General features: G+C 73.5%; 19 protein-coding genes. 9 read left to right on the top strand and 10 right to left on the bottom strand.

Going from position 1 to position 21,541, the window contains the following annotated elements:
- Positions 1–597 precede the first annotated feature (597 nt).
- From ACYVJ4_RS07060 to ACYVJ4_RS07045, 4 genes are all read left to right on the top strand, one after another.
- Positions 598–1,629 carry a sugar ABC transporter substrate-binding protein gene (locus ACYVJ4_RS07060; RefSeq protein WP_460459406.1) on the top strand — a complete coding sequence of 344 codons (1,032 nt, stop codon included), beginning with the start codon at positions 598–600 and terminating at the stop codon, positions 1,627–1,629.
- A 90-nt stretch (positions 1,630–1,719) separates the two neighbouring features.
- Entirely contained in the window at positions 1,720–2,586 is an 867-nt protein-coding gene (locus ACYVJ4_RS07055; RefSeq protein WP_460459405.1) for an ATP-binding cassette domain-containing protein, read from the top strand.
- Positions 2,587–2,626: 40 nt separating this feature from the next.
- Entirely contained in the window at positions 2,627–3,898 is a 1,272-nt protein-coding gene (locus ACYVJ4_RS07050) for a sugar ABC transporter permease (protein ID WP_460459404.1), read from the top strand.
- 19 nt (positions 3,899–3,917) lie between these two features.
- The gene (locus tag ACYVJ4_RS07045; protein ID WP_460459403.1) at positions 3,918–5,195 is read left to right on the top strand and encodes an ROK family transcriptional regulator; all 1,278 of its coding nucleotides are present in this window, start codon (positions 3,918–3,920) and stop codon (positions 5,193–5,195) included.
- On the opposite strand, the gene ACYVJ4_RS07040 is transcribed toward ACYVJ4_RS07045, so the two are convergent.
- From ACYVJ4_RS07040 to xylB, 3 genes are read right to left on the bottom strand one after another with little or no spacing between them, the layout of a single operon-like run.
- A complete protein-coding gene (locus ACYVJ4_RS07040) occupies positions 5,168–6,361 on the bottom strand; it encodes an ROK family protein (protein ID WP_460459402.1) in 1,194 nt (397 codons plus the stop codon). The two genes, ACYVJ4_RS07045 and ACYVJ4_RS07040, sit on opposite strands and share 28 nt — an antisense overlap.
- A gap of 5 nt (positions 6,362–6,366) precedes the next feature.
- Positions 6,367–7,530: a xylose isomerase gene (gene xylA, locus ACYVJ4_RS07035; RefSeq protein WP_460459401.1), complete on the bottom strand. Its 1,164-nt coding sequence runs from the start codon at positions 7,528–7,530 to the stop codon at positions 6,367–6,369.
- Complete coding sequence (xylB, locus tag ACYVJ4_RS07030) at positions 7,530–8,924, bottom strand: xylulokinase (RefSeq protein WP_460459400.1); 1,395 nt, start codon at positions 8,922–8,924, stop codon at positions 7,530–7,532. The genes xylA and xylB overlap by 1 nt, the downstream gene beginning before the upstream one ends.
- 103 nt (positions 8,925–9,027) lie before the next feature.
- On the opposite strand from xylB, the gene ACYVJ4_RS07025 reads away from it, so the two are divergent.
- From ACYVJ4_RS07025 to dxs, 3 genes are all read left to right on the top strand, one after another.
- Positions 9,028–9,531 carry a GNAT family N-acetyltransferase gene (locus tag ACYVJ4_RS07025; RefSeq protein WP_460459399.1) on the top strand — a complete coding sequence of 168 codons (504 nt, stop codon included), beginning with the start codon at positions 9,028–9,030 and terminating at the stop codon, positions 9,529–9,531.
- A gap of 29 nt (positions 9,532–9,560) precedes the next feature.
- Positions 9,561–9,932 (top strand): hypothetical protein, encoded by a 372-nt coding sequence (locus ACYVJ4_RS07020; protein WP_460459398.1) that lies wholly within the window; start codon positions 9,561–9,563, stop codon positions 9,930–9,932.
- Positions 9,933–9,995: 63 nt separating this feature from the next.
- A complete protein-coding gene (gene dxs / locus ACYVJ4_RS07015) occupies positions 9,996–11,915 on the top strand; it encodes a 1-deoxy-D-xylulose-5-phosphate synthase (RefSeq protein WP_460459397.1) in 1,920 nt (639 codons plus the stop codon).
- Here the strand turns inward: dxs and ACYVJ4_RS07010 are convergent.
- On the bottom strand, positions 11,912–12,856 hold the full coding sequence (locus ACYVJ4_RS07010; RefSeq protein ID WP_460459396.1) for a TIGR03621 family F420-dependent LLM class oxidoreductase: 945 nt from the start codon (positions 12,854–12,856) through the stop codon (positions 11,912–11,914). The genes dxs and ACYVJ4_RS07010 overlap by 4 nt on opposite strands.
- Complete coding sequence (locus tag ACYVJ4_RS07005; RefSeq protein ID WP_460459395.1) at positions 12,853–13,659, bottom strand: DUF899 domain-containing protein; 807 nt, start codon at positions 13,657–13,659, stop codon at positions 12,853–12,855. Before ACYVJ4_RS07005 ends, ACYVJ4_RS07010 begins: the two co-directional genes overlap by 4 nt.
- A gap of 111 nt (positions 13,660–13,770) precedes the next feature.
- On the opposite strand from ACYVJ4_RS07005, the gene ACYVJ4_RS07000 reads away from it, so the two are divergent.
- Positions 13,771–14,220 carry a hypothetical protein gene (locus tag ACYVJ4_RS07000; protein WP_460459394.1) on the top strand — a complete coding sequence of 150 codons (450 nt, stop codon included), beginning with the start codon at positions 13,771–13,773 and terminating at the stop codon, positions 14,218–14,220.
- 30 nt (positions 14,221–14,250) lie between these two features.
- On the opposite strand, the gene ACYVJ4_RS06995 is transcribed toward ACYVJ4_RS07000, so the two are convergent.
- The 4 genes from ACYVJ4_RS06995 to ACYVJ4_RS06980 all read right to left on the bottom strand — a co-directional run bounded on the left by ACYVJ4_RS06995 (position 14,251) and on the right by ACYVJ4_RS06980 (position 18,717).
- The gene (locus ACYVJ4_RS06995; protein WP_460459393.1) at positions 14,251–15,129 is read right to left on the bottom strand and encodes a carbohydrate ABC transporter permease; all 879 of its coding nucleotides are present in this window, start codon (positions 15,127–15,129) and stop codon (positions 14,251–14,253) included.
- Entirely contained in the window at positions 15,126–16,256 is a 1,131-nt protein-coding gene (locus ACYVJ4_RS06990; RefSeq protein WP_460459392.1) for a carbohydrate ABC transporter permease, read from the bottom strand. Before ACYVJ4_RS06990 ends, ACYVJ4_RS06995 begins: the two co-directional genes overlap by 4 nt.
- A 107-nt stretch (positions 16,257–16,363) precedes the next feature.
- Complete coding sequence (locus ACYVJ4_RS06985) at positions 16,364–17,608, bottom strand: sugar ABC transporter substrate-binding protein (RefSeq protein WP_460459391.1); 1,245 nt, start codon at positions 17,606–17,608, stop codon at positions 16,364–16,366.
- On the bottom strand, positions 17,605–18,717 hold the full coding sequence (locus ACYVJ4_RS06980) for a LacI family DNA-binding transcriptional regulator (protein WP_460459390.1): 1,113 nt from the start codon (positions 18,715–18,717) through the stop codon (positions 17,605–17,607). Before ACYVJ4_RS06980 ends, ACYVJ4_RS06985 begins: the two co-directional genes overlap by 4 nt.
- 249 nt (positions 18,718–18,966) lie before the next feature.
- On the opposite strand from ACYVJ4_RS06980, the gene ACYVJ4_RS06975 reads away from it, so the two are divergent.
- Complete coding sequence (locus tag ACYVJ4_RS06975) at positions 18,967–21,030, top strand: glycogen debranching N-terminal domain-containing protein (RefSeq protein ID WP_460459389.1); 2,064 nt, start codon at positions 18,967–18,969, stop codon at positions 21,028–21,030.
- 19 nt (positions 21,031–21,049) lie between these two features.
- Here the strand turns inward: ACYVJ4_RS06975 and ACYVJ4_RS06970 are convergent.
- A partial coding sequence (locus ACYVJ4_RS06970; protein ID WP_460459388.1) for a hypothetical protein occupies positions 21,050–21,541 on the bottom strand: 492 nt, incomplete at its 5' end.

The raw sequence follows: 21,541 nt of genomic DNA, 5'->3' as shown, positions 1-21,541 counted from the left end.
GCGGTAGCGGGTGGCACCTTCTGGAGAGATCGCCCTTCTGCGGCCGTTCCAGGGGCGACTTCGCAGGAAGGTGCCTCGGGGCGCACGTTGGTCCAGCAGTGCGGTCCTGGACCCCTCCCCGACCGCACTTCTCAACCAAAGTGCGGTAGCGGGTGGGCACATTCTGGGGAGATCGCCTTTCTTCGGCCGTTCCAGGGGCGACTTCGCAGGAAGGTGCCTCGGGGCGCACGTTGGTCGAGAGGTGGGGTCCTGGACCCCTTCCCGACCGCACGTCTCGACCAAGGTGCGGTAGCGGGTGCCCTCGGGGTGGACGTCGGCGGGCCGGGTCCTCACGGCCGGTGACCAGTGGATTGCGTTGCGTGACAAGGGGTGTCCGGTTCGGCCGGATCCGTGCTGAGGACGACACGCCGAGACCTATTTGTTGTCCGGAACCACTAGACGACACCGCCGCCGCCCCATACGTTGTCGCCCACAACAATTACATCCACGTAGCGTCGACGTGTCTTCCACGTGACGGACGCACGGATCAACAGGAGGCGGTCGGGAGTGGTAGGCAAGCGCTACGTGGCAGTTGCCGGGGCCCTGGGAGTGGCACTGGTGCTCACCGCGTGTGGGAACAGCAGTGACGACTCGGGCAGCGGCGACAAGGCGGCCTCGAAGGGCAAGGTCGGGGTCATCCTCCCCGACACCAAGTCGTCGGCCCGCTGGGAGTCCTCGGACCGCCCGGCGCTGGAGAAGGCGTTCAAGGACGCCGGTGTCGACGCGGTCATCGACAACGCCCAGGGCGACAAGAGCCGGATGCAGACCATCGCCGACCAGATGCTGACGCAGGGCGTCACGGTGCTGGCGATCGTCAACCTCGACTCCGACTCGGGTGCGGCCATCGAGGCCAAGGCCAAGAAGCAGGGCGTCGCGACGATCGACTACGACCGGCTGACGCTGGGCGGCTCCGCCGACTACTACGTGTCGTTCGACAACACGGTGGTCGGCCAGCTGCAGGGCGAGGGTCTGGCCAAGTGCCTCGGCGACAAGAAGGCGAACATCGCCTACCTGAACGGCTCGCCGACCGACAACAACGCGACGCTGTTCGCGGCCGGTGCCCACAAGGTCCTGGACGCGAACCCGAACTACAAGAAGGTCGCCGAGCAGGCCGTCCCGGACTGGGACAACACCAAGGCCGGCACGATCTTCGAGCAGATGTTCACCCAGGCCAAGGGTGACATCCAGGGCGTCCTCGCGGCGAACGACGGCCTCGGCAACGCGGCCATCGCGATCCTGAAGAAGAACGGCCTGGCCGGCAAGGTCCCGGTCACCGGCCAGGACGCCACCGTGCAGGGTCTGCAGAACGTCCTCGACGGCAGCCAGTGCATGACGGTCTACAAGTCCGCCAAGGAGGAGGTGGGCGCTCTCGCCGACCTCGCCATCGCGATCACCAAGGGCCAGAAGGGCAACACCACCGGCACCACGCGTGACGACACGGGCAACCGCGACGTCCCGTCGGTGCTGCTGACCCCGAAGTCGATCATGGCCGACCAGGTCAAGGACGTCGTCTCGGACGGCGGCGCGAGCAAGGACGAGGTCTGCACCGGCACGTATGCCGACCTCTGCACCAAGTACGGCGTCTCCTGACGCACCGTCGGGTGGTCCCGGCGCCCTCGTGGCGCCGGGACCGCCCGACCCGCGTCCCGCGCGTGTACCGCAGCACCGACAGGAGAGGTCATGACCGAGCCGACCGACCAGCACGACCCGATCGAGCCCGCGCTGTCCGAGCCCCCGGCTGACACCCCCGCCGACCGCACGCCGGTCGACCCGGGCCAGCCGCTGCTCCAGCTCAAGGGCATCAACAAGAGCTTCGGCGCGGTGCACGTGCTGCACGACGTCGACCTGACGATCTACCCCGGTCAGGTCACCGCGCTGGTCGGCGACAACGGCGCCGGCAAGTCCACGCTGGTCAAGACCATCGCGGGCATCTACCCCTACGACACGGGCGAGTACCTGTTCAACGGCGAGCCCGTGCACGTCGCCGGCCCCAAGGCCGCGGCCGCGCTGGGCATCGAGATCGTCTACCAGGACCTCGCGCTGTGCGACAACCTCGACATCGTCGAGAACATGTTCCTGGGCCGCGAGACGACGGCCGGCGGCCTGCTCGACGAGGCGGCCATGTCGGAGCAGGCGCGCAAGACGCTCGCCTCGCTCTCGGTGCGCACCGTGAAGTCGGTGCGGCAGTCGGTGTCGAGCCTGTCCGGCGGCCAGCGCCAGACGGTCGCCATCGCCAAGGCCGTGCTGTGGAACTCCAAGGTCGTGCTGCTCGACGAGCCCACCGCGGCCCTCGGCGTGGCGCAGACCCGCCAGGTGCTCGACCTGGTGCGGCGCCTGGCCGACCACGGCCTCGGCGTCCTGCTGATCTCGCACAACATGGTCGACGTCTTCGAGGTCGCCGACCGCATCACCGCCCTGTACCTCGGTCGCGTGGCGGCCGACGTGCCGACGTCCGAGGTCAACCACAGCCGGGTGGTCGAGCTCATCACGGCCGGTCGTTCGGGGGATCTCGGGATCCCGCGCGCGACCGCCGCAGAGTCCGCCTGAGCCCGCCGACCACGGTTCGACCAGCAGAGGGAGCAACACGATGACGACGACGTCGAGCGACGCGAGCAGCGTCGCGGGCGCGGACTTCAGCGGCGACCAGCACGCGACCACCCTGAGCGGTGCGGCGCGCGAGTACGTCGACAAGCTGCGCGGCGGCGACATGGGCGCGCTGCCGGCCGTCCTGGGCCTGATCGTCCTGGCCCTGGTCTTCACGATCCTGCGGCCCGACACCTTCCCGTCGTTCGGCAACCTGGCCAACCTCACGGTGCAGGCCGGCGCGATCTGCGTGCTGGCCATGGGCCTGGTGCCGGTGCTGCTGCTGGGCGAGATCGACCTGTCGGCCGGTGTCGCCGGCGGCGCCTCGGCCGGCGTCATGGCGATCCTGATCAACGACAAGGGCTGGCCGTGGCCGATCGCCGTCCTGGCGGCCGTCGTCACGGGCCTGGTCATCGGCGGCGCGATCGGTCTGCTGGTCTCGCGTCTCGGCATCCCGTCGTTCGTCGTCACCCTGGCCTTCTTCCTGGGCCTGCAGGGCATCACCCTGCGCCTGATCGGCGAGGGCGGCACGGTGCCGGTGCGCAACGACGTCATCGTCGGCATCGCCAACTCCAACCTGCCGGTCGTCGCCGGCTGGGTGCTCGCCGTGGTGGTCGTGGTGCTCTACGCCCTCACCGAGCTGAACCGCTTGCGGCGCAAGAAGTCCAAGGGACTCGCGCACGCTCCTGAGGCGCTCGTGGTGGCCCGCATCGTCGCGCTCGCCGTGATCGTGCTGTTCGGCGCGTACGTGCTCAACAGCAACCGCGCCCGCGTGCCCACCGCCACCCTCGCCGGCATCCCGTGGGTCGTGCCGATCGTGGCCGTGCTGCTGGTGTTCTGGACGTTCGTCCTCGGTCGCACCAGCTACGGCCGCCACGTCTACGCGGTCGGCGGCAACGCCGAGGCCGCGCGCCGCGCCGGCATCGACGTGCGCAAGATCCGGATCTCGGTGTTCATGATCTGCACGGCCATGGCCGCGCTGTCGGGCATCGTGGCCGCCTCGCGCCTGAACGCCGTCACGCCGGACGCCGGTGCGGGCAACACCCTGCTGTACGCGGTGGGCGCTGCCGTCATCGGCGGCACCAGCCTCTTCGGCGGCAAGGGCAAGGCGCGCGACGCGATCGTCGGCGGTCTGGTGATCGCGACCATCGACAACGGCTTGGGGCTCATGGGGTTCGCGTCGTACGTGAACTACCTCGTCACCGGCGGCGTGCTGCTGCTCGCGGCCTCCGTCGACGCCATCTCGCGGCGTCGTCGCAGCGCCACCGGCCTCTGAGCGAAGGGACGCTGAGACGGTGTCCCCTGCACGCCGTCCGGGGACGGGCACGAACCAGGAAGCCGTGCGCCGGCACAACCTGGGCACCGTGGTCGCCCACCTCCACCACGACGGGCAGCTGTCGCGGGCCGAGCTGACGGCCCGGATGGGCTTGAACCGCAGCACGATCGGCGCGTTGGTGGGCGAGCTGGTCGAGCTCGGCGCGGTCGTCGAGACCGCGCCGAGCGAGCGGCACGGACGTCGGCGGGCCGGCGCCGGGCGACCGTCCCTCGACGTGCGGCCGAGCAGCGAGCAGGTCTACGTCATCGCGGTCGACATCGGGGTCAAGGTGCTCAACGTCGCCCGCATCGGCCTGGGCGGCGAGGTGCTGCAGCGCGCTAGCGGGCGCACCCCGGTGTCGCACAGCCCGGCCGCGGTGGCCACGGCCGTCGTCCGGCTGGTGCGCCAGATCGTCGCCCAGGTGCCCTGCGGCGCAGCGCTTCTCGGCATCGGCGTCGGCGTGCCCGGCGTCGTGCGCGAGCGCGACGGCGTCGTCCGCTTCGCGCCCAACCTGGGCTGGCACGACGTGCCGCTGGCCGAGCTGCTGCGCGAGCGCATGGCCGAGCACGTTCCCCTCCACGTCGCCAACGACGCCGACCTCGGCGTGATGGCCGAGCACACGCGCGGCGCCGCCGTCGGCTACGACAACGTGGTGTTCCTCATGGGCGACGTGGGTCTCGGCGGTGGCGTCATCGTCGACGCCCACCCGTTGCAGGGCGTCGGCGGCTACGCCGGCGAGCTCGGCCACCTGATGGTGAACTCGCGCGGCCGGGTGTGCCGCTGCGGCAGCACCGGTTGCTGGGAGACCGAGGTCTGCTCGCCCGCCGTCGCGCGGGCGCTGAAGGTCGAGGACACCGAGGTCGAGCCGCTGGTCGAGCGGCTGCGCGCCGTCGACCGTCCCTCGGCCGCCCTGCGCGAGGTCGGCCGCTACCTGGGCACCGGCCTCGGCAGCGTCGTCAACGTGCTGAACCCCGAGGTGATCGTGCTGGGCGGCATCTTCCGCGCGCTCTTCCCGGCCGTGCGCGACGACGCCCTCGAGGCCCTGACCACCGCAGCGCTGGAGGCACCGCGCGAGCAGGTGCACGTGGTGGTGCCGCAGCTCGGCGGGGACGCCGTGCTGATCGGCGCGGCCGAGAAGGCGTTCGAGGACCTGCTCGCCGACCCGGCACGGGCCCTCGGCGAGGCCTGCCGCGACGCCGCCACAGCCGCTGCACCGCCCGAGCGGGCGGCTCAGAGCAGGGCCAGCGTCCCCGCGTAGACGTCGCCGAGGACGTCGGCCGCCGCCCCGGTCGACGCGGCGTGCAGCCCCAGCGTGCTCAGCTCGACCCGTGCGGCGGACACGGTCGCGACCTCCCGCCGCACCACCGGCAGCACCCACGGGCCCAGCGGCACGAACGAGCCCCCCAGCACCACCAGCTCGGGGTCGAGGGTGGCGGCGAGGGTGACGAGCCCGGCGGCCAGGCGCGCGGCCACCCGCTCGACGCCGCCGCGCACCGCGTCGTCCGTGGCGCACCGCTGCGCGATCGCGCTCGCGGCGGTGACGGGGTCGGCGCCGGCCAGGTCGGAGGTCCCGCGACCGGTCTCGCGCAGCAGCGCGTGCAGGCCGACCGCCGTCTCCCAGCAGCCGCTGCGGCCGCAGGCGCACCGTCGTCCGGCCTCGCCGAGCGGCGCGTGGCCGACCTCGCCGGCCAGCCCGTGCGCACCGCGCTGGACCTGCCCGCCGACGACGAGACCGGCTCCCACGCCGACCGTGCCGGTCAGGTAGAGCAGGTGGTCGACGCCGCGGGCGGCCCCGAACGCCGCCTCGCCGGCCGCGGCGCAGTTGGCGTCGTTGTCGACCCGCACCGGGACGTCGCCGACGACGGTCGCGAGGTCGGCCGCGACGTCGCGGTCGTGCCAGTGCAGGTTGGGCGCCGCCAGCACGCGCCCCGTCGCGCGGTCGACCTGGCCGGGCACGGCGAGCGTGACGCCGATCAGCGCGCGGCCGTCGGTGGCCAGGTCGTCGACGCTGCGGCGGGCCAGGTCGAGCAGCGCGTCGGGCTCGGCGCCGGCCGCCGGCACCTGGGTGCTCAGCACCACCCGCCCCGACAGGTCGAGCGCCGTCGCGGCGAGGTAGTCGACGTTGACCTCGAGGCCCAGCCCGACGGTCGCGGCCCCGTGCAGCGCGACGGGCCGGCCCGGCCGCCCGGCCCGCCCCGGCGACGCAGGGGCGACCGGGCCGGCCGACGGCTCGGGCTCGGTCACCGCGCCCTGTGCCGCCAGGTCGGCCACGATCGCCGACACCGTGGCCTTGGCCAGGCCGGTGCGCTGCGCGATGAGGGCCCGGCTGGCGGACCCGTCGTCGCGCAGCGACCGGAGCACCAGCGCGGTGTTCTCCCGGCGCAGCCGGTCGGTGGCCGCCGGGAGCGGCCGGGACGACGGCACGAGCCTCAGCCGCGGACGCCGTACAGGTGCTCGAGCGCCAGCTGGTCGAGGTGCTCGAACGCCATGCCGCGCTCGGCCAGCACCTGCGGGTCGGCCAGCTCGGCCTGCTCGAGCTGCTGCCAGGTCTCGCCGTCGTCCAGCGTGGGCACCGACAGCTCGTCGACCCGTGCCGCGCGCATCGCCTCCTGCACCTCGGGGTCGGCGCGGAAGGCCTTCACCTTCTCGCGCAGCACCAGGTAGTTGCGCATGCAGGCCGCGGCGCTGACCCACACACCGGCGTCGTCCTCGGTGCGGGCCGGCTTGTAGTCGAAATGCACCGGGCCGTCGTACCCGCCGGACAGCAGCGTGTCGACGACCCAGAAGGCCCCGCGCACGTTGCCCGCGCCGAAGCGCAGGTCCTGGTCGAACCGCGGGCCGTGCTGGCCGTTGAGGTCGATGTGGAACAGCTTGCCCTGCCACAGCGCCTGCGCGTAGCCGTGCGCCGCGTTGACGCCGGCCATCTCCTCGTGCCCGATCTCGGGGTTCACCCCCACGATCTCCTTGTGCTGCAACGTCTCGATGAACGCCAGGGCGTGCCCGACGGTCGGCAGCAGGATGTCGCCGCGCGGCTCGTTGGGCTTGGGCTCGATGGCGAACCGCAGGTCGTAGCCGCGGTCGGTGACGAACTGGCCGAGCAGGTCGAAGCCCTCGCGGTAGCGGTCGAGCGCGGCGGCGACGTCCTTGGCCGCACCGCTCTCGGCGCCCTCGCGGCCGCCCCAGCAGACGTAGACCTTGGCGCCGAGCTCGGCGGCGAGGTCGATGTTGCGCATGACCTTGCGCAGGGCGAACCGGCGCACGTCGCGGTCGTTGGAGGTGAAGCCGCCGTCCTTGAACACCGGGTGGGTGAACAGGTTCGTCGTCGCGGTCGTGACGACGAGGCCGGTGTCGGCCAGGCCCTTCTTGAACCGGTCGACGATCGCCTGGCGCTCGGAGTCGCTGCTGCCGAAGGGGATCACGTCGTCGTCGTGGAAGTTCACGCCGTAGGCGCCGAGACCGGCGAGCTCGTGCAGCGACCGCACCGGGTCGAGCGGGGCGCGCGTCGGCTCGCCGAAGGGGTCGCGGCCGGCGTAGCCGACGGTCCACAGGCCGAACGAGAACTTGTCCTCGGGCGTCGGGGCGGGGATGTGCATCAGGAGCTCCAGTCGTCGGTGCGGTCGCGCAGCCTGGCGTAGGCGGCGCGGACGTCGGGGGTGGGGTCGGCCTCGAAGGTCTGGACGTCGGGCAGCGGCCACGTCGGGGCGGAGGCCGCGCCCGACAGGGCCCAGGCGGCCTGCCGCGCGGCGCCCAGGGCGACGTACTCGGCCTCGCCCGGCACCACGACCGGGCGGCCCAGCACGGCCGGCGCGAGGCGGCGCACGGCGTGGTTGCGCGCGCCGCCGCCGACCAGCACGACGCGTTGCACCGCGGTGCCGGTCACCTCGACCAGGCGGTCGACCGCGTCGGCCAGCGAGCAGAGCAGGCCCTCGACGGCGGCGCGGGCCAGGTGCTCGGGACCGCTGGACGTCGTCAGGCCGTGCAGCGTGCCGGTGGCGTCCGGGCGGTTGGGCGTGCGCTCGCCGTCCAGGTACGGCAGCAGCGTGACGCCGCCCGCGCCCGCAGGGGCCTGCAGCGCGAGCGAGGCGAGGCCGTCGTGGTCGACGCCCAGCAGCCGGGCCGTGGTGTCGAGCACCCGCGCGGCGTTCAGCGTGCAGACGAGCGGCAGGTAGGCGCCGGTGGCGTCGCAGAAGCCCGCGACGTCCCCGCTCGGGTCGGCGCTGGCCGACGTCGCGACGAGCGAGGCCACGCCCGACGTCCCGATCGAGACGGCGACGTCGCCCGGCTGCAGCCCCAGGCCCAGCGCGGCGGCCATGTTGTCGCCGGTGCCGGGCGCGACGACGGCGCCGCCGTCGGTCCGCCCGACCGTCTCCGACGGCCCGGCCACCCGGGGCAGCTCGAACCCGTGGCCCAGCGCGGACTCCGCCAGCTCAGGACGCCACGCGTCGTCGGCGGGGGAGAAGTAGCCGGTGCCCGACGCGTCGCCGCGGTCGGTCGTCGGGACGTCGGGCCGACCGGCGAGGGTCCAGGTCAGCAGGTCGTGGGGGAGCAGCACCCGGCGCACCGCGGCGGCGTGCTCGGGCTCGTGGTCGCGCAGCCAGCGCAGCTTGGTGGCGGTGAAGGACGCGACGAGCACCGAGCCCACGGCGTCGGCCGTCGCCTGCTCCCCGCCCCACTCCTGCACGAGCTGCTCCGCCTGGGCCGCCGAGCGGACGTCGTTCCACAGCAGCGCCGGCCGCACGGGACGGTGCTCGGCGTCGAGCGCGACCATACCGTGCTGCTGGCCGCCGACCGCGACGGCCGCGGCGCGGGGGAGCAGGTCGGCCGTGGTGCGGGTCAGCGCGTCGAGCCAGGCCCCCGGGTCCACCTCGGTGCCGCCGGGGTGGGGCGCCTGCGCCTGGTCGACGACGGTGCCGTCGTCCGCGCGCACGAGGACGGCCTTGCACGACTGCGTCGAGGAGTCGATCCCCAGCACCAGCTCGTCGCTCACCACGGCTCCTCGGGACGGTCCACGTCGACGTCCGCCAGTTTCGTTCGAGTCTCGAACGAAGTCAAGAGGCAGACCCCGGACGACGGCGTGCCACGATGCGCGGGTGCAGGTCGAGCAGCTGGCGCGCGGTGTCTCGCCCGACGTCCTGGAGATGCTGGCCGACGTCCTGGTCGACTGCGTCGACGGCGGGGCGAGCGTCGGCTTCCTCGCCGGCCTGACCGCCGCCGAGGCCCAGGACTGGTGGCGCCGCGAGCTCGCGGACGACGGCGCGCTGACCTGGGTGGCCGTCGACGACGGCCGGGTGCTGGGCTGCGTGCGCCTGCTGCTCGCGCGCCCGGCCAACGCGCCGCACCGGGCCGAGGTGAGCAAGCTGCTCGTGCATCGGGACGCGCGGGGGCGCGGGGCGGCCGGCGCGCTGCTCGACGCCCTCGAGGCCGGCGCGCGCGAGCTCGGCCGCTCACTGCTCGTGCTCGACACGCAGACCGGCAGCCCGGCCGAGGGGCTGTACCGGCGGCGGGGCTGGCAGCCGGTCGGGACGGTCGAGGGCTACGCGCTGACGCCCCGCGGCGAGCTCGCGCCGACCACGGTCATGGCGCGCACCCTCTGACCGTCGGCGGTCTGCCGCACACTGGGGCCGTGAGCGACGTGCACCTGCCGCCGGGCTGGCCGGCCGTCGTCCGGCCGCCGGGGGCGCCGGGCTGGCAGCGGTCGGCGGTCTCGTGGCTGCTCGACCAGTGCCCGTCCGAGTACCGCGGCTACCCCGCCCTGCGCCAGCAACCGGTGGCCCTGGCCTGGCTCGCCCTGCGGCACGTCACCGCCCAGGGGCAGGCCAACACCGCCGCGCGCTCGGCGGCCCGCGCCGAGCTGCGCGACGACCTCGAGACGCCGGCGCTCGACGGCGTCCTGGTGGCGCTCGACCACGAGCACGCGCGGCTGATCGAGGTGCACCGGGCCGTGCGGCTGGTGGGGGACGCGCTGCGCGGGCTGACGTACGTGCCGAGGTTGTGAAGACCGCGCCGAGGTCCGTGGCCTCGCGCGACCGCACGCGGTGCGCGACCTAGACTGGCGGTCATGCTCCTCGAGTCGATCAAGGGGCCGCGCGACGTGCAGCGGCTGAGCCGCGAGGAGACCAAGACCCTCGCCGCCGAGATCCGCCAGTTCCTGGTGCGGGAGGTCGCGCGCACCGGAGGTCACCTCGGCCCCAACCTCGGCGTCGTCGAGCTCACCATCGCGATCCACCGGGTCTTCGACTCGCCGCGCGACACGGTCGTGCTCGACACCGGTCACCAGTCCTACGTGCACAAGCTCCTCACCGGCCGGCACGACTTCTCGCGCCTGCGCAGCAGCGGCGGCCTGTCGGGCTACCCCTCGCGGGCCGAGAGCGTGCACGACGTCGTCGAGAACTCGCACGCCACCACCGCGCTGTCGTGGGCCGACGGCATCGCCAAGGGACGACGGCTCAAGGGCGAGCGCGACCGCCACGTCGTCGCGGTCATCGGCGACGGCGCCCTCACCGGCGGCATGGCGTGGGAGGCGATCAACAACATCGCCGCCGACAAGGACCTGCCGCTCACCATCGTCGTCAACGACAACGAGCGCTCCTACGCCCCGACCACCGGCGGCCTGGCCCAGCACCTCGCGACGCTGCGCACCACCCGCGGCTACGAGCGGTTCCTGCAGTGGGGCAGGAACGCGCTCGGCCGCACGCCCGTCGTCGGCGGCGCCATGTACGAGACGCTGCACGGGGTCAAGAAGGGCCTCAAGGACATCGTCGCGCCCCAGGGGATGTTCGAGGACCTCGGCCTGAAGTACGTCGGGCCGGTCGACGGCCACGACGTCGAGGCGCTCGAGCGGGCGCTGCGCCAGGCCCGCGCGTACGGCGGCCCGGTGCTGGTGCACGTCATCACCCAGAAGGGCCGCGGCTACGCGCCGGCGCTGGCCCACGAGGGCGACCGGTTCCACGCCGTCGGCCCGATCGACCCCGAGACCGGCGAGGCGCTCGCCAGCTCTGGCGTGCCCTGGACGTCGGTGTTCGAGGAGGAGCTGCTCGCCGTCGCGCGCGAGCGGCCCGACGTCGTCGGCGTCACGGCGGCGATGTGCATCCCGGTCGGCCTCGAGCGCTTCCAGCAGTCCTACCCCGAGCGCGTCTTCGACGTCGGCATCGCCGAGCAGCACGCCACGACCAGCGCCGCCGGGCTGGCCTTCACCGGGCTGCACCCGGTCTTCGCCGTCTACGCCACGTTCTTGAACCGCGCCTTCGACCAGCTGCTGATGGACGTCGCCCTGCACCGGGCCGGCGTCACGTTCGTCCTCGACCGCGCCGGGGTCACCGGCCCGGACGGCGCGAGCCACCACGGCATGTGGGACCTGTCGGTGCTGCAGGTGGTGCCCGGCCTGCGGCTGGCCGCCCCCCGCGACGCCGCGACCTTGCGCGAGGAGCTGCGCGAGGCGCTGGACGTCGACGACGCGCCGACCGTGCTGCGCTACTCCAAGGGGTCGGTGCCGAAGGACGACCTGCCCGCCGTCGAGCGCGTGGGCGGGGTCGACGTCCTGCACCGCCCGGCTGACGGCGCCGACGCCGACGTCCTGGTCGTCACGGTCGGGCCGATGGCCGGGCTGGGCCTGGACGTCGCCGACCGGCTGACCGCGCACGGCATGAGCGCCACGGTCGTCGACCCTCGCTGGGTGCTGCCCGTCGACCCCGAGCTCGTGCGGCTCTGCGGCGAGGTGCGCCTGGTCGTGGTGGTCGAGGACGGCGTGCGGGCCGGTGGCGTGGGCGCCCGGCTGGCGCAGACCGTGCGCGACGCCGGGCTGAGCACGCCGGTGGTCGACCTCGGCCTGCCCGTGCAGTTCCTCGACCACGCCGAGCGCGGCGAGATCCTGGCCCAGGTGGGCCTGACGGCGCAGGACGTCACGCGGCGCGTCGTCGAGGAGCTGGCCCGGCTCGAGCCCGCGCTCGAGGGTCGCCCGGTGGCCGACGACCGCAGCTAGGTCCCGGCAAGGCGCTCGACGACGGGAGCGAGCTGGTCGAGGTCGCCCACCAGGAACGACGAGATGCCGAGGCGCTCGCGCAGCTCGGTGAACTTCTCGACGAACCGCTCGTGCGACCCGATGAACACGTGCGGCGAGTCGATCACGTCCTGCTCGCTCAGCTCGACGCCGGAGCGTTCGGCCATCATCGCCACGACCTTGGCCGCCTCGCCGTGCAGGTCGTCGGTGACGGTCACCGGCCACAGCGAGGGGTAGACGTTGAACGTGAGCTCGTCGAAGCGCTCGCCCGCCGCCTCGCGCACCCAGCCGATCTTCTCCTCGGTGGCGGCCCAGGTGTACGACCTCGGGTCGGGCCGGACGCCGGGCAGGATCCGCGGCGCGAGACCGACCGTCTGCGCCTCGCGGGCCGCCAGCTCGAGCGTGCGCCGACCGCCGCCGCCGATGAAGAACGGCGGGTGCGGTCGCTGCACCGGCAGCGGCTGGCCGTCGTGCTCGGTGATCGTGTAGTGCTCGCCCGCGAACGAGAACGGGCCGTCGGCGAAGCAGCCCTTCAGCACCTGCACCGCCTCGGCCAGCCGCGCCTGCCGCACCCGGACCGGGTCGAACGGCAGGCCGATCGACGTGTACTCCGGCTCGTTCCACCCGGCGCCGATCGCGACGTCCAGGCGACCCTGCGACAGCACGTCGAGCGTCGCGAGGTCCTGCGCCAGGACGGCCGGGTGGCGCAGGTCGTTGTTGTGCACGAACGCGCTGACCCGCAACCGTTCCGTGAGCGCGGCGACGGTGGCGAGGTAGGGGATCGGCGCGGGCTGGCCGAGCAGGTGGTCCGGCAGGACGAAGGTCGTGATGCCCAGGTCTTCCGCCGCGCGGGCGCGCTCGCCCAGCTCGCGCGCGCTCGAGACGTCGAAGGCGTCGGCCAGGAAGCTGAAGGGCTTGCTCACGCGTCCCCCTCGTACTCGTCGGGCAGCCGCATCGCCGGGCCGCCGACCTGCAGGCCGAGCGGGGCCGCCCGCCCAGCCGGCTCCTCCCACGCCTCCTGCCGGCCGAGGGCGGTCAGGTCGAGGTAGGGGTACGCGTTGTGGAACTCCTCGATGCCGCGCCCGTACGTCGAGTAGGTGTGGAAGACCTCGTCGTCGACGCGCAGGAACGCGCTGATGGCGGGCATCTCCGTGCCGTTCATGGCGGACTCCCACGGTCCACCGGTCCACGGGGTGCCGGCCTCGGCGAGCTCGGCGGCGGTGCGGAAGTGCAGCAGCACCGGGGCCACGCGGTCGTCCAGCGTCGTGTGGAAGTCGTAGTTGAACGACGTGCCGTACGAGGAGTACCAGGGGAAGTCCCAGCCCATGCGCTCCCGGAACGCGGCCAGCTTCGCGTACGGGGCCCGTGAGACCGCGACGAGCGAGGTGCGGCGGACGTGCAGCTGGCGCAGCCGGCCGATGCCGTCGGCAGCCGACGCGCAGCTCGGGCAGCCGTCGTCCCAGTCCGGCCCGAACATGAAGTGGTGCACCACCAGCTGCCGGCGGCCCGCGAAGAGGTCGAGCAGGCTGGCGCTGCCCTCGGCACCCTCGAAGACGTAGGGCTCGTCGACCCGCACCATCGGCAGCCGCCGTCGCTCGGCGTTGAGCGCATCTCGGGCTCGGGTCATCTCCTTCTCCTTCGCCAGCAGGGCCCGGCGCGCGACCAGCCACTCCTCGCGCGAGACCACTGCGGGCAGGTCGTCGGTCGGGCTCCCGGTCGTCGTCATGGCGACATCATGCTCCCGCGTGCCGGGGTGACAGAACGGGCAATTGGCGTGTATCCATGTCCCGCGCCCGGTGATCAGCACCGGGCGTCATCACACCACGCAGGGGGAAACATGAAGAGCGTCAAGACGTTCGCGGTCGCGGCCGCCTCGATGATCGCCGTCTCGGTCGGCCTGGCGGCGGCTCCGGCCGCGCAGGCGGGCACGGGCGACTGCTCCGGCAGCCTGATCCTGCGCCGGGTCGTCAGCGCGGGTGGCACCGGCGTCGGCGAGCTCGTCGTCTACTACAACGCGAGCACCGGCAACAACTGCGCCCGCTTCAACCACATCGGCCCGAGCTACGGCGTGGCCCGCGAGACCAACGTGTTCATCGAGAAGTGCCCGACGAACAACCCGGCTCGCAACTGCTTCCTCGCCGGTGGCCCGAACGACAGCGACCTGGCCACCTACGCCTACTACGCCGGCCCGGTGCAGGTGCACTCGCCGAGCACCTGCGTCCGCGTGTACGGCTACATCCGCTGGAACGGCGCGGTGCGCGACGTCGAGGTGATCACCGGCTGCTGACGGCCGGCGGCACCCGCCGCGGGGGCGGCGTCAGCCCTTGACGCCGCCCTCGTTGGCACCGCGCACGAAGTAGCGCTGCAGCAGGGCGAACAGCAGGGCCACCGGGATGGTGGCGAGCAGCGCGCCGGACAGCTTCAACGGGTACTGCGTGCCCGCGCCGAGCGAGCCGCCCACGAGGTTGGCCAGCCACAGCGGCAAGGTCTGCAGGTCGGCGCTCTGCACCGACACCAGCACCTGGGCGAACTCGTTCCACGACCCCTGGAACGACAGGATCGTCAGCGTGATGAGCGCCGGTCGCGCCATCGGCAGCACCACCGACCAGAAGATCCGGAACGTCGACGCGCCGTCGATGCGCGCCGCCTCCTCGATGCTGGTCGGCACCGACTCGAAGAACTGCTTCATGATGAAGACCCCGGCCGCGTCGGCCAGCAGCGGCAGCACCAGCGCGGCGTAGGTGTCGTAGATGCCGAGCTGGTTGAGCACCAAGAACTTCGGGATGAGCAGCACGACGCCGGGCACGGCCATCACGGCGAGGATCGCGCCGAAGACGACCTTGCGCCCGGGGAAGCGCAGCCGGGCCAGGGCGTAGCCCGCGAGCGAGTCGAAGAAGACCCGGCCCGCCGTCACCAGCACGGTCACGACCACCGAGTTGAGCACCGCGCGGGGGAAGCCGGACGACCCGTTGGCCAGGCGCCCCAGGCTGTCGCGCACCGAGAACGGGTCGGGCACCAGCGAGAGCGGGTGGGCGGCGGCGTCCGCCTGCGTCTTGAACGACGTCACGATCTGGATGACGAACGGGAAGAGGTACACCAGCGCGAAGAAGACCAGCACGGCGTACCCGAGGAAGACACCGGCGAACGAGCGGCGACGTCCGACGCCGACGCTGGCCACGCGGTCGGCGGTGCTCATGCGCGCGCCTTCCGCGAGCGGCGCACGGCTCGGCGTTCGGCGATGGCGTCCTTGTCGCGCATGACGAACCGCTGCAGCAGCGTGAACACGATGATGATGGCGAAGAGCACGAACGACATCGCGGCCGCCGGCCCCCAGGACTTGTCGGCGAACCCGTAGCGGTACGACAGGTACGCCGGGCTGAAGGTCGTCTTGTCCGGTCCGCCCTGCGTGGCGATGAAGACCTGGTCGAACACCTGCCAGCTGCCGATCAGCCCGAGGGTGATGACGAGGAACGTCGTGGGCTTGAGCATCGGCAGCACCACGTACCGCAGCCGCTGCCACGCGTTGGTGCCGTCCAGCAGGCTCGCCTCCTCGACCTCGGCCGAGATCCCTTGCAGCGCAGCGAGGTACATCAGCATGAAGGTGCCGGACGTCGTCCAGACGACGAGCATCACGAGGGTGAGCATCGTGACGCTCGGCCCGGCCAGCCAGTCCCACCAGGTGAGGCTGAGGAAGCCGTGGTCGGTGAGCGCGGACGGCGGGGCGTCCGGGTCGACGAGGTGCAGCCAGCCCAGCACCAGCTGGATCGTGCCGCGACCGTCGTCCAGCCAGTTCGGTCCGTCGACGCCCACCCACTTCAGGACGCCGTTCACGGCCCCGCCGCTGAACAGGAACACGAAGACCGTGGTGATCGCCACCGAGCTGGTCACCGACGGGAAGTAGAACGCCGAGCGGAAGAACCCCTTGCCGCGCAGCACCTTCGAGTTCACGACGAGCGCCAGGAACAGCGCCAGCGCGGTCTGCAAGGGCACGACGAGCACGGTGTAGTAGAAGACGTTGCGGATGCTGGTCATGAAGTCCTGGCGCACCAGGCCGTCCTGGCCGAGCAGGTCCGTGTAGTTCTTGCCGCCCACCAGCGGCACCTGCGAGCTGAACGGGCTGCCGATGCCGCCCCAGCCGGTGAGGCTGACCCACAGCGCCATGACGACCGGGATGGCCAGGAACACCACGATCAGCAGCACCGCCGGCGAGACGAACAGCCAGCCGCTGAGCCGCTCGCCGCTGCGGATGCCGCCCCGGCGGCGCCGGGGTCGCGGCGCCCGGGACGCGGCGGCGACGGCCGGTGTCTGGGTGGACGTCGTCACGGGGGTCCTCCTGTGGGTGACGGGACCGCCCGGAGCGGTGCCGCGGGGAGCCGTCGCCTGGTGACGGCTCCCCGCGGGCCGCGGTACCGGGGGAGTGCGGGGTGGTGCTACGAGCCGAGGGCGGCGGTCAGGTTCTTCTGCAGCCGCGACAGGATCGCCGCCGGGTCGCTCGACCCGAGCTTGGCCAACCCGTTGTCGTAGTCGGCCAGCACCTGCGTCGTCTTCGGCGCCTTGATCGGGCCGACGCCGTAGGCCGCGCCGTCCAGGAACACCTGGTCGTCCGGGAACTTCGACGCGTACTGGTCCTTGACCGACTGCCGCGACGGCATGACGCCGAACGCGTCGGCGAAGGCCAGCTGCTGGTCGGCCTTGGTCATGGCGTTGACGAACGCGACGGCCTGGTCCTTGTACTGCGAGGCCGCCGGGATGCCCCAGCACTGGGTGAACGCGAGGGTGCCCTGCTGCGCGCCGGCCGGCAGCGCGACGACCTGGTACTTGACGTCCGGGAAGTCGCCCTTCATGGCGCCCTTGATCCAGTTGCCCTCGATGGTCATCGCGGCCTTCTGCTTGCCGAAGGCCTCGCCGCCCCAGCCCGCACCGACCTGGGAGGAGTACTTCATCAGCCCGGCCGAGAGCAGCTCCTTGGCGTAGCCGAGGCCCTGCGCGTTGGCCGGGTCGTCCGCCGTCGCCTTGCCGTCCTCGCTCACCAGGTGACCCCCGGCCTGGACGACGAACGCGTCGACCCGGTCGTGGCCGGGGCTCACGACGAGCGGCGTCACGCCGGGCAGCTTGCCCTTGAGGGTGGTGAGGACGGTCTTGAGCCCGGCCCAGTCCTTGGGCACGTCGGCGTCGGTGAGACCGGCCTTCTTCCACAGCCCGGTGTTGATCTCGAGCGCGAGCGTCGAGAAGTCCTTGGGCGCGCAGTAGAAGGTGCCCTTCCAGGTGAAGGCGTCCTTGAGGTTCGGGTAGAAGTCCGAGGCGCCCTCGGACTTGTCCCCGTAGGCGTACAGCGCCCCCTGGGCGGCGTAGTCGGCGAACTTCGAGGCGTCCAGGTAGAAGACGTCCGGCGGCTTGTTGGCCGCGAACGCCTGGCCGAGCTGCTGGTCCATGTTCTGGGCCGGCGTCACGGTCACGGTGTTCCCGGACGAGCTGGCGAACGCGTCGGCCGCCTTCTTCACGGCGGCGGTCTCGGCGTCGCCGGAGGACGCGATCAGCACCTGCAGGGTGGCCTTGCCGGTCTTCTGCGGCGCGTCGCCCTGGTTGTCCGAGAACCCGCCCCCGCAGGCTGCGGTGGCGAGCAGGACACCTGCGGCGAGCGCTGCTGGCAGGATCCGTCGGGGGACGTGTGTCACGCGGGAGCTCCTTCGCTAGGCCCCGGCCGGGCGCCGGGGCGGTGGGGGTGGGCGCGCCGCGAGGACTCGCGGACGACGAGGTGGGGCGCGAGCAGCGCGGACGGCGCGTCGGCGGTCAGCGACGGCTTGCTCGCGAGCACGGGGTCGAGCTGGGTCACCAGCCGGCGCACGCAGGCGGCGGCGACCTCGTCGATCGGCTGGGCGACGCTCGACAGGCCGAGCGTGGACGCGAGGACGGTGTCGTCGAAGCCGACCACGCCGACGTCCGCCCCGGCCTGCAGACCGCGCTGGCGCACGGCCTGCAGCGCGCCGACCGCGAGCGAGTCGCTGGCGCACACGAGCGCGGTGGCCGGGTCGTCCCCGCCCAGCAGCCGCTCGGCGGCCGCCCGGCCGTGCTCGACGCCGTCGGGCACCTCGACGTCCAGGCCCTCGGTGCGCAGGCCGTGGTCGGCGGCGGCGCGCGCCCAGCCGGCCCGCCGGTCGTCGCCGGACCCCGAACCCTGCGGCCAGCCGACGAAGCCGATCCGCTCGTGCCCGCTGGCCACCAGGTGCGCGACGGCCTCGGCGGTGCCGTGCGAGCCGTCGACGTCGACCCAGTCGTGCGCGTCCTCGCCGCCCCAGGGCCGGCCGAACGTCACGAAGGTCAGCCCGCGCTCGCGCAGCCAGGCCGTGCGGTGGTCGCCGTGGTGGGTGCTGGTGAGCACGAAGGCGTCGATCTCGTGGGTCGCCGTGAGCCGCTCGTACGAGCCGACCTCGCCGGCGTCGTCGTCGGCGGTGAACAGCAGCACCTGGTAGCCGTGCTCCTGCGAGTGCTCGGTGAGCGCGTGCAGGAAGCGGTCGAGGACGACGCCGTTGATCCCGTCGCGCAGCGGCTCCATGCGCAGCGCCAGCAGCCGCGAGCGCCGGGTGCGCATCTGCCGGGCGGCCAGGTGCGGCCGGTAGTCGAGCTCGTCGATCGCCTGCCGCACCCGGTCGAGCGTCTCGGGCCGCACCAGGTGGGGGGAGTTGAGCACGTTGGACACGGTCTGCCGGGAGACGCCGGACCGGGCGGCGACGTCGCTGAGGGTGGGACGGCTGCTGGCGGAGCGGGTGCCGGAGGTCGTGCTCACGGCTGCCTCCTCCTGGCCCGCGGGGCCGTGCCGCCGGCGGGGCCTCGTCGCCCCTCCGCCTGGTGGTGCCCTGCCGTCCTTGGGGGGTTGATCTGCTGCCGCCCGGGGGACAGGATGGCCGTCGTGGAACGATCATTGGATCGTTCAAACGGACAGATCGCACCTTGCTCCGTCCCCCGACCCCGTGTCAAGACCCTGGCTCCGTCCGGGCATGCTGGGGCCGAGCCCGACGAGCAGACCGGAGACCTCATGGCGACCGCGGCCCAGCCGTTCCTGCACGAGCTGGTGACCTGCCTGCACGCGCCCACGACGGCGCTCGGCGGCCGCGACGGGCAGGTGCGCGAGCGCGGGGCGCAGGGCGTGCTGCACGGTGACGTGCGCGTGCTCAGCGCGGCGGTGCTCCAGGTGGCGGGCGTCGAGCCGGAGCCGCTGACGGCCGGGCTCGGCGCCAGCGCGAGCACCGCGGCGTTCAGCGGGGTGGTGCGGCCGCTCGGCGAGCCCGGCCCCGACCCGACGGCCGTCGTCGAGCGCGAGCGCACGGTGGGGCCGGGCACCCTGGACGAGCACGTCACCGTGCGCAGCGGCGGCCGGGCGACGTCTGCCGAGCTCGTGCTCGACCTGGCGGCCGACCAGGCCGGCGTCGAGCAGGTCAAGGCGGGCCGGCCGGTGCCGGGCGCCCGCTCGAGCGCGCCGGCCGAGGGGGTGGCCGGCTGGACCGGCGGCGGCGTGGACGTCGACCTGCTGGCTCCCGGGGCCGCGGTCGAGGTGGTCGACGACGGGGCGACCAGCGGCACGGTCCGCGTCCGGCTGAGCTGGACCGTCCAGGTGCCCGAGCGCGGTGCCGCGGAGGTGACCTGGGGGCTGCGCGCGCACGACCGCGAGGGTGCGGTGGTGGCGGCCCCGGCGGACCCGACCTGGTCGACGCCGCACGTGACCGCCGACGACCCCCGGTTGGCCGCGCTGCTCGCGCAGTCCCTCGCCGACCTGGACGCGCTGCGCATGGCCACACGCGCGCACCCGCAGGACGTGTTCGTCGCGGCCGGGTCGCCGTGGTTCTTCACGCTCTTCGGCCGCGACAGCCTGTGGGCCGCGCGCATGCTGCTGCCGCTCGGCACCCGGCTGGCCGAGGGCACTCTGCGCACGCTGGCGGCGCACCAGGGCACGCACGTCGACGACCGCACCGGCGAGGAGCCCGGCAAGATCCCGCACGAGCTGCGCCGCGCGGCCAGCACGCACGACGAAGCGGGTGCCGACGGCGCGATGGTGCTGCCGCCGCTCTACTACGGCACGGTCGACGCGACGCCGCTGTGGGTGGTGCTGCTGCGCGACGCCTGGCGCTGGGGGATGGTCGAGGACGTCGTCCGCGAGATGCTGCCGTCGCTGCGCGCGGCGCTGCGCTGGGTGGTCGAGCTCGGCGATACGGACGGCGACGGGTTCCTCGAGTACGCCGACCGCAGCGGCCGCGGGCTGGCCAACCAGGGCTGGAAGGACTCGGGCGACGCGATCCGGTTCGCCGACGGCACGCGCGCCGAGGGACCGGTGGCGCTGTGCGAGGTGCAGGGCTACGCGCACGAGGCGGCCGTCGCGGGCGCCGAGCTGCTCGACGCGCTCGGCGAGCCGGGCTCAGAACCGTTGCGGCAGTGGGCCTGCGACCTGCAGACGCGGTTCCGCGAGGCGTTCTGGGTGGGCGAGGGTTCCGATCGTCGTCCGGCCCTTGCCCTCGACGGCGACAAGCGTCCGGTCGACGCCACCACCACCAACATCGGCCACCTGCTCGGCACGGGGCTGCTCGACGCCGCCGAGGAGGCCCTGGTCGCGGAGCGGCTCGCACGGTTCGACATGCGCAGCGGCTACGGCTTGCGCACGATGTCGTCGGACGACGGCGGCTACTGGCCGCTGAGCTACCACTGCGGCAGCGTGTGGCCGCACGACACCGCCGTCGTCGTCCTGGGCCTCGTGCGCTCGGGCCACCGCGAGCTCGCCGGTGCGCTCGTGCGCGACCTGCTGGACGCCGGGGCCTCGTTCGAGCACCGTCTGCCGGAGCTCTTCGGCGGCCGGGCGGCCGCGGACGGGCTCGGCCCGCAGCCCTACCCGGCGTCGTGCCGCCCGCAGGCGTGGTCGGCCGCCGTGGCCGTGGTGCTGCTGCAGGCCGTCCTCGGGCTGGACGTCGACGCGCCCGCAGGCGAGGTGAGCGCCACCCCGGCCCCGGGAGCACCCGTGGGCGCCGTGCGGGTGGAGGGCCTGTCCGTGGGCGGGCGCCCGCTCGCGGTCGAGGTCGACCGCGCCGGCCAGGTCGTGGCCGTCGAGCGCTGAACTCGTCGCGCCAGCCGGCTCAGCGGTACAGGACGTCGCGCTCGTGCAGCGCGATGGTGGCGCCGGGGTCGGCGAGCGCGAGCCGGGCGAGGTCCTGCGGCGCGGCCGTGGGGGCCAGCGTGATCTCGTCCGCGGTGACGAGCAGCGGCCGGCCGATGCCGCGCAGCTCGGGCTCGGTGGCCGCGGCGGCCGCGCCGACGAAGGCGGGGTCGATGCGGGCCAGGTCGAACCAGCCGCGCGAGCGCATCGGGACGGCGACGGCGCGCATGCCGGTGCCGTCGGCGGCGGCCAGGTGGGTGCGCAGCGCGCGACCGCTGAGCAGCGTCAGGACGTCGCAGCCGCCGATCGGCCGCACCACGCCCTGCCGGTCGCGCTGGAGCCGGTCGGCGGCGAGCGAGGCCATGGAGTCGCGCTGCTCGGCCGCGGCCTGCCACCAGCCCGTGGTGACCGCGCCGGCGGCGCGCACCGCCCCCGGCGGCAGCGGCACGGGCACGGGCGCGGAGGCGGCGGG

The sequence above is a fragment of the Angustibacter peucedani genome (assembly GCF_054779595.1).
The sequence above is the reverse complement of the archived record's forward strand: the minus strand, read 5'-3'. Positions and strand labels throughout refer to the sequence as shown.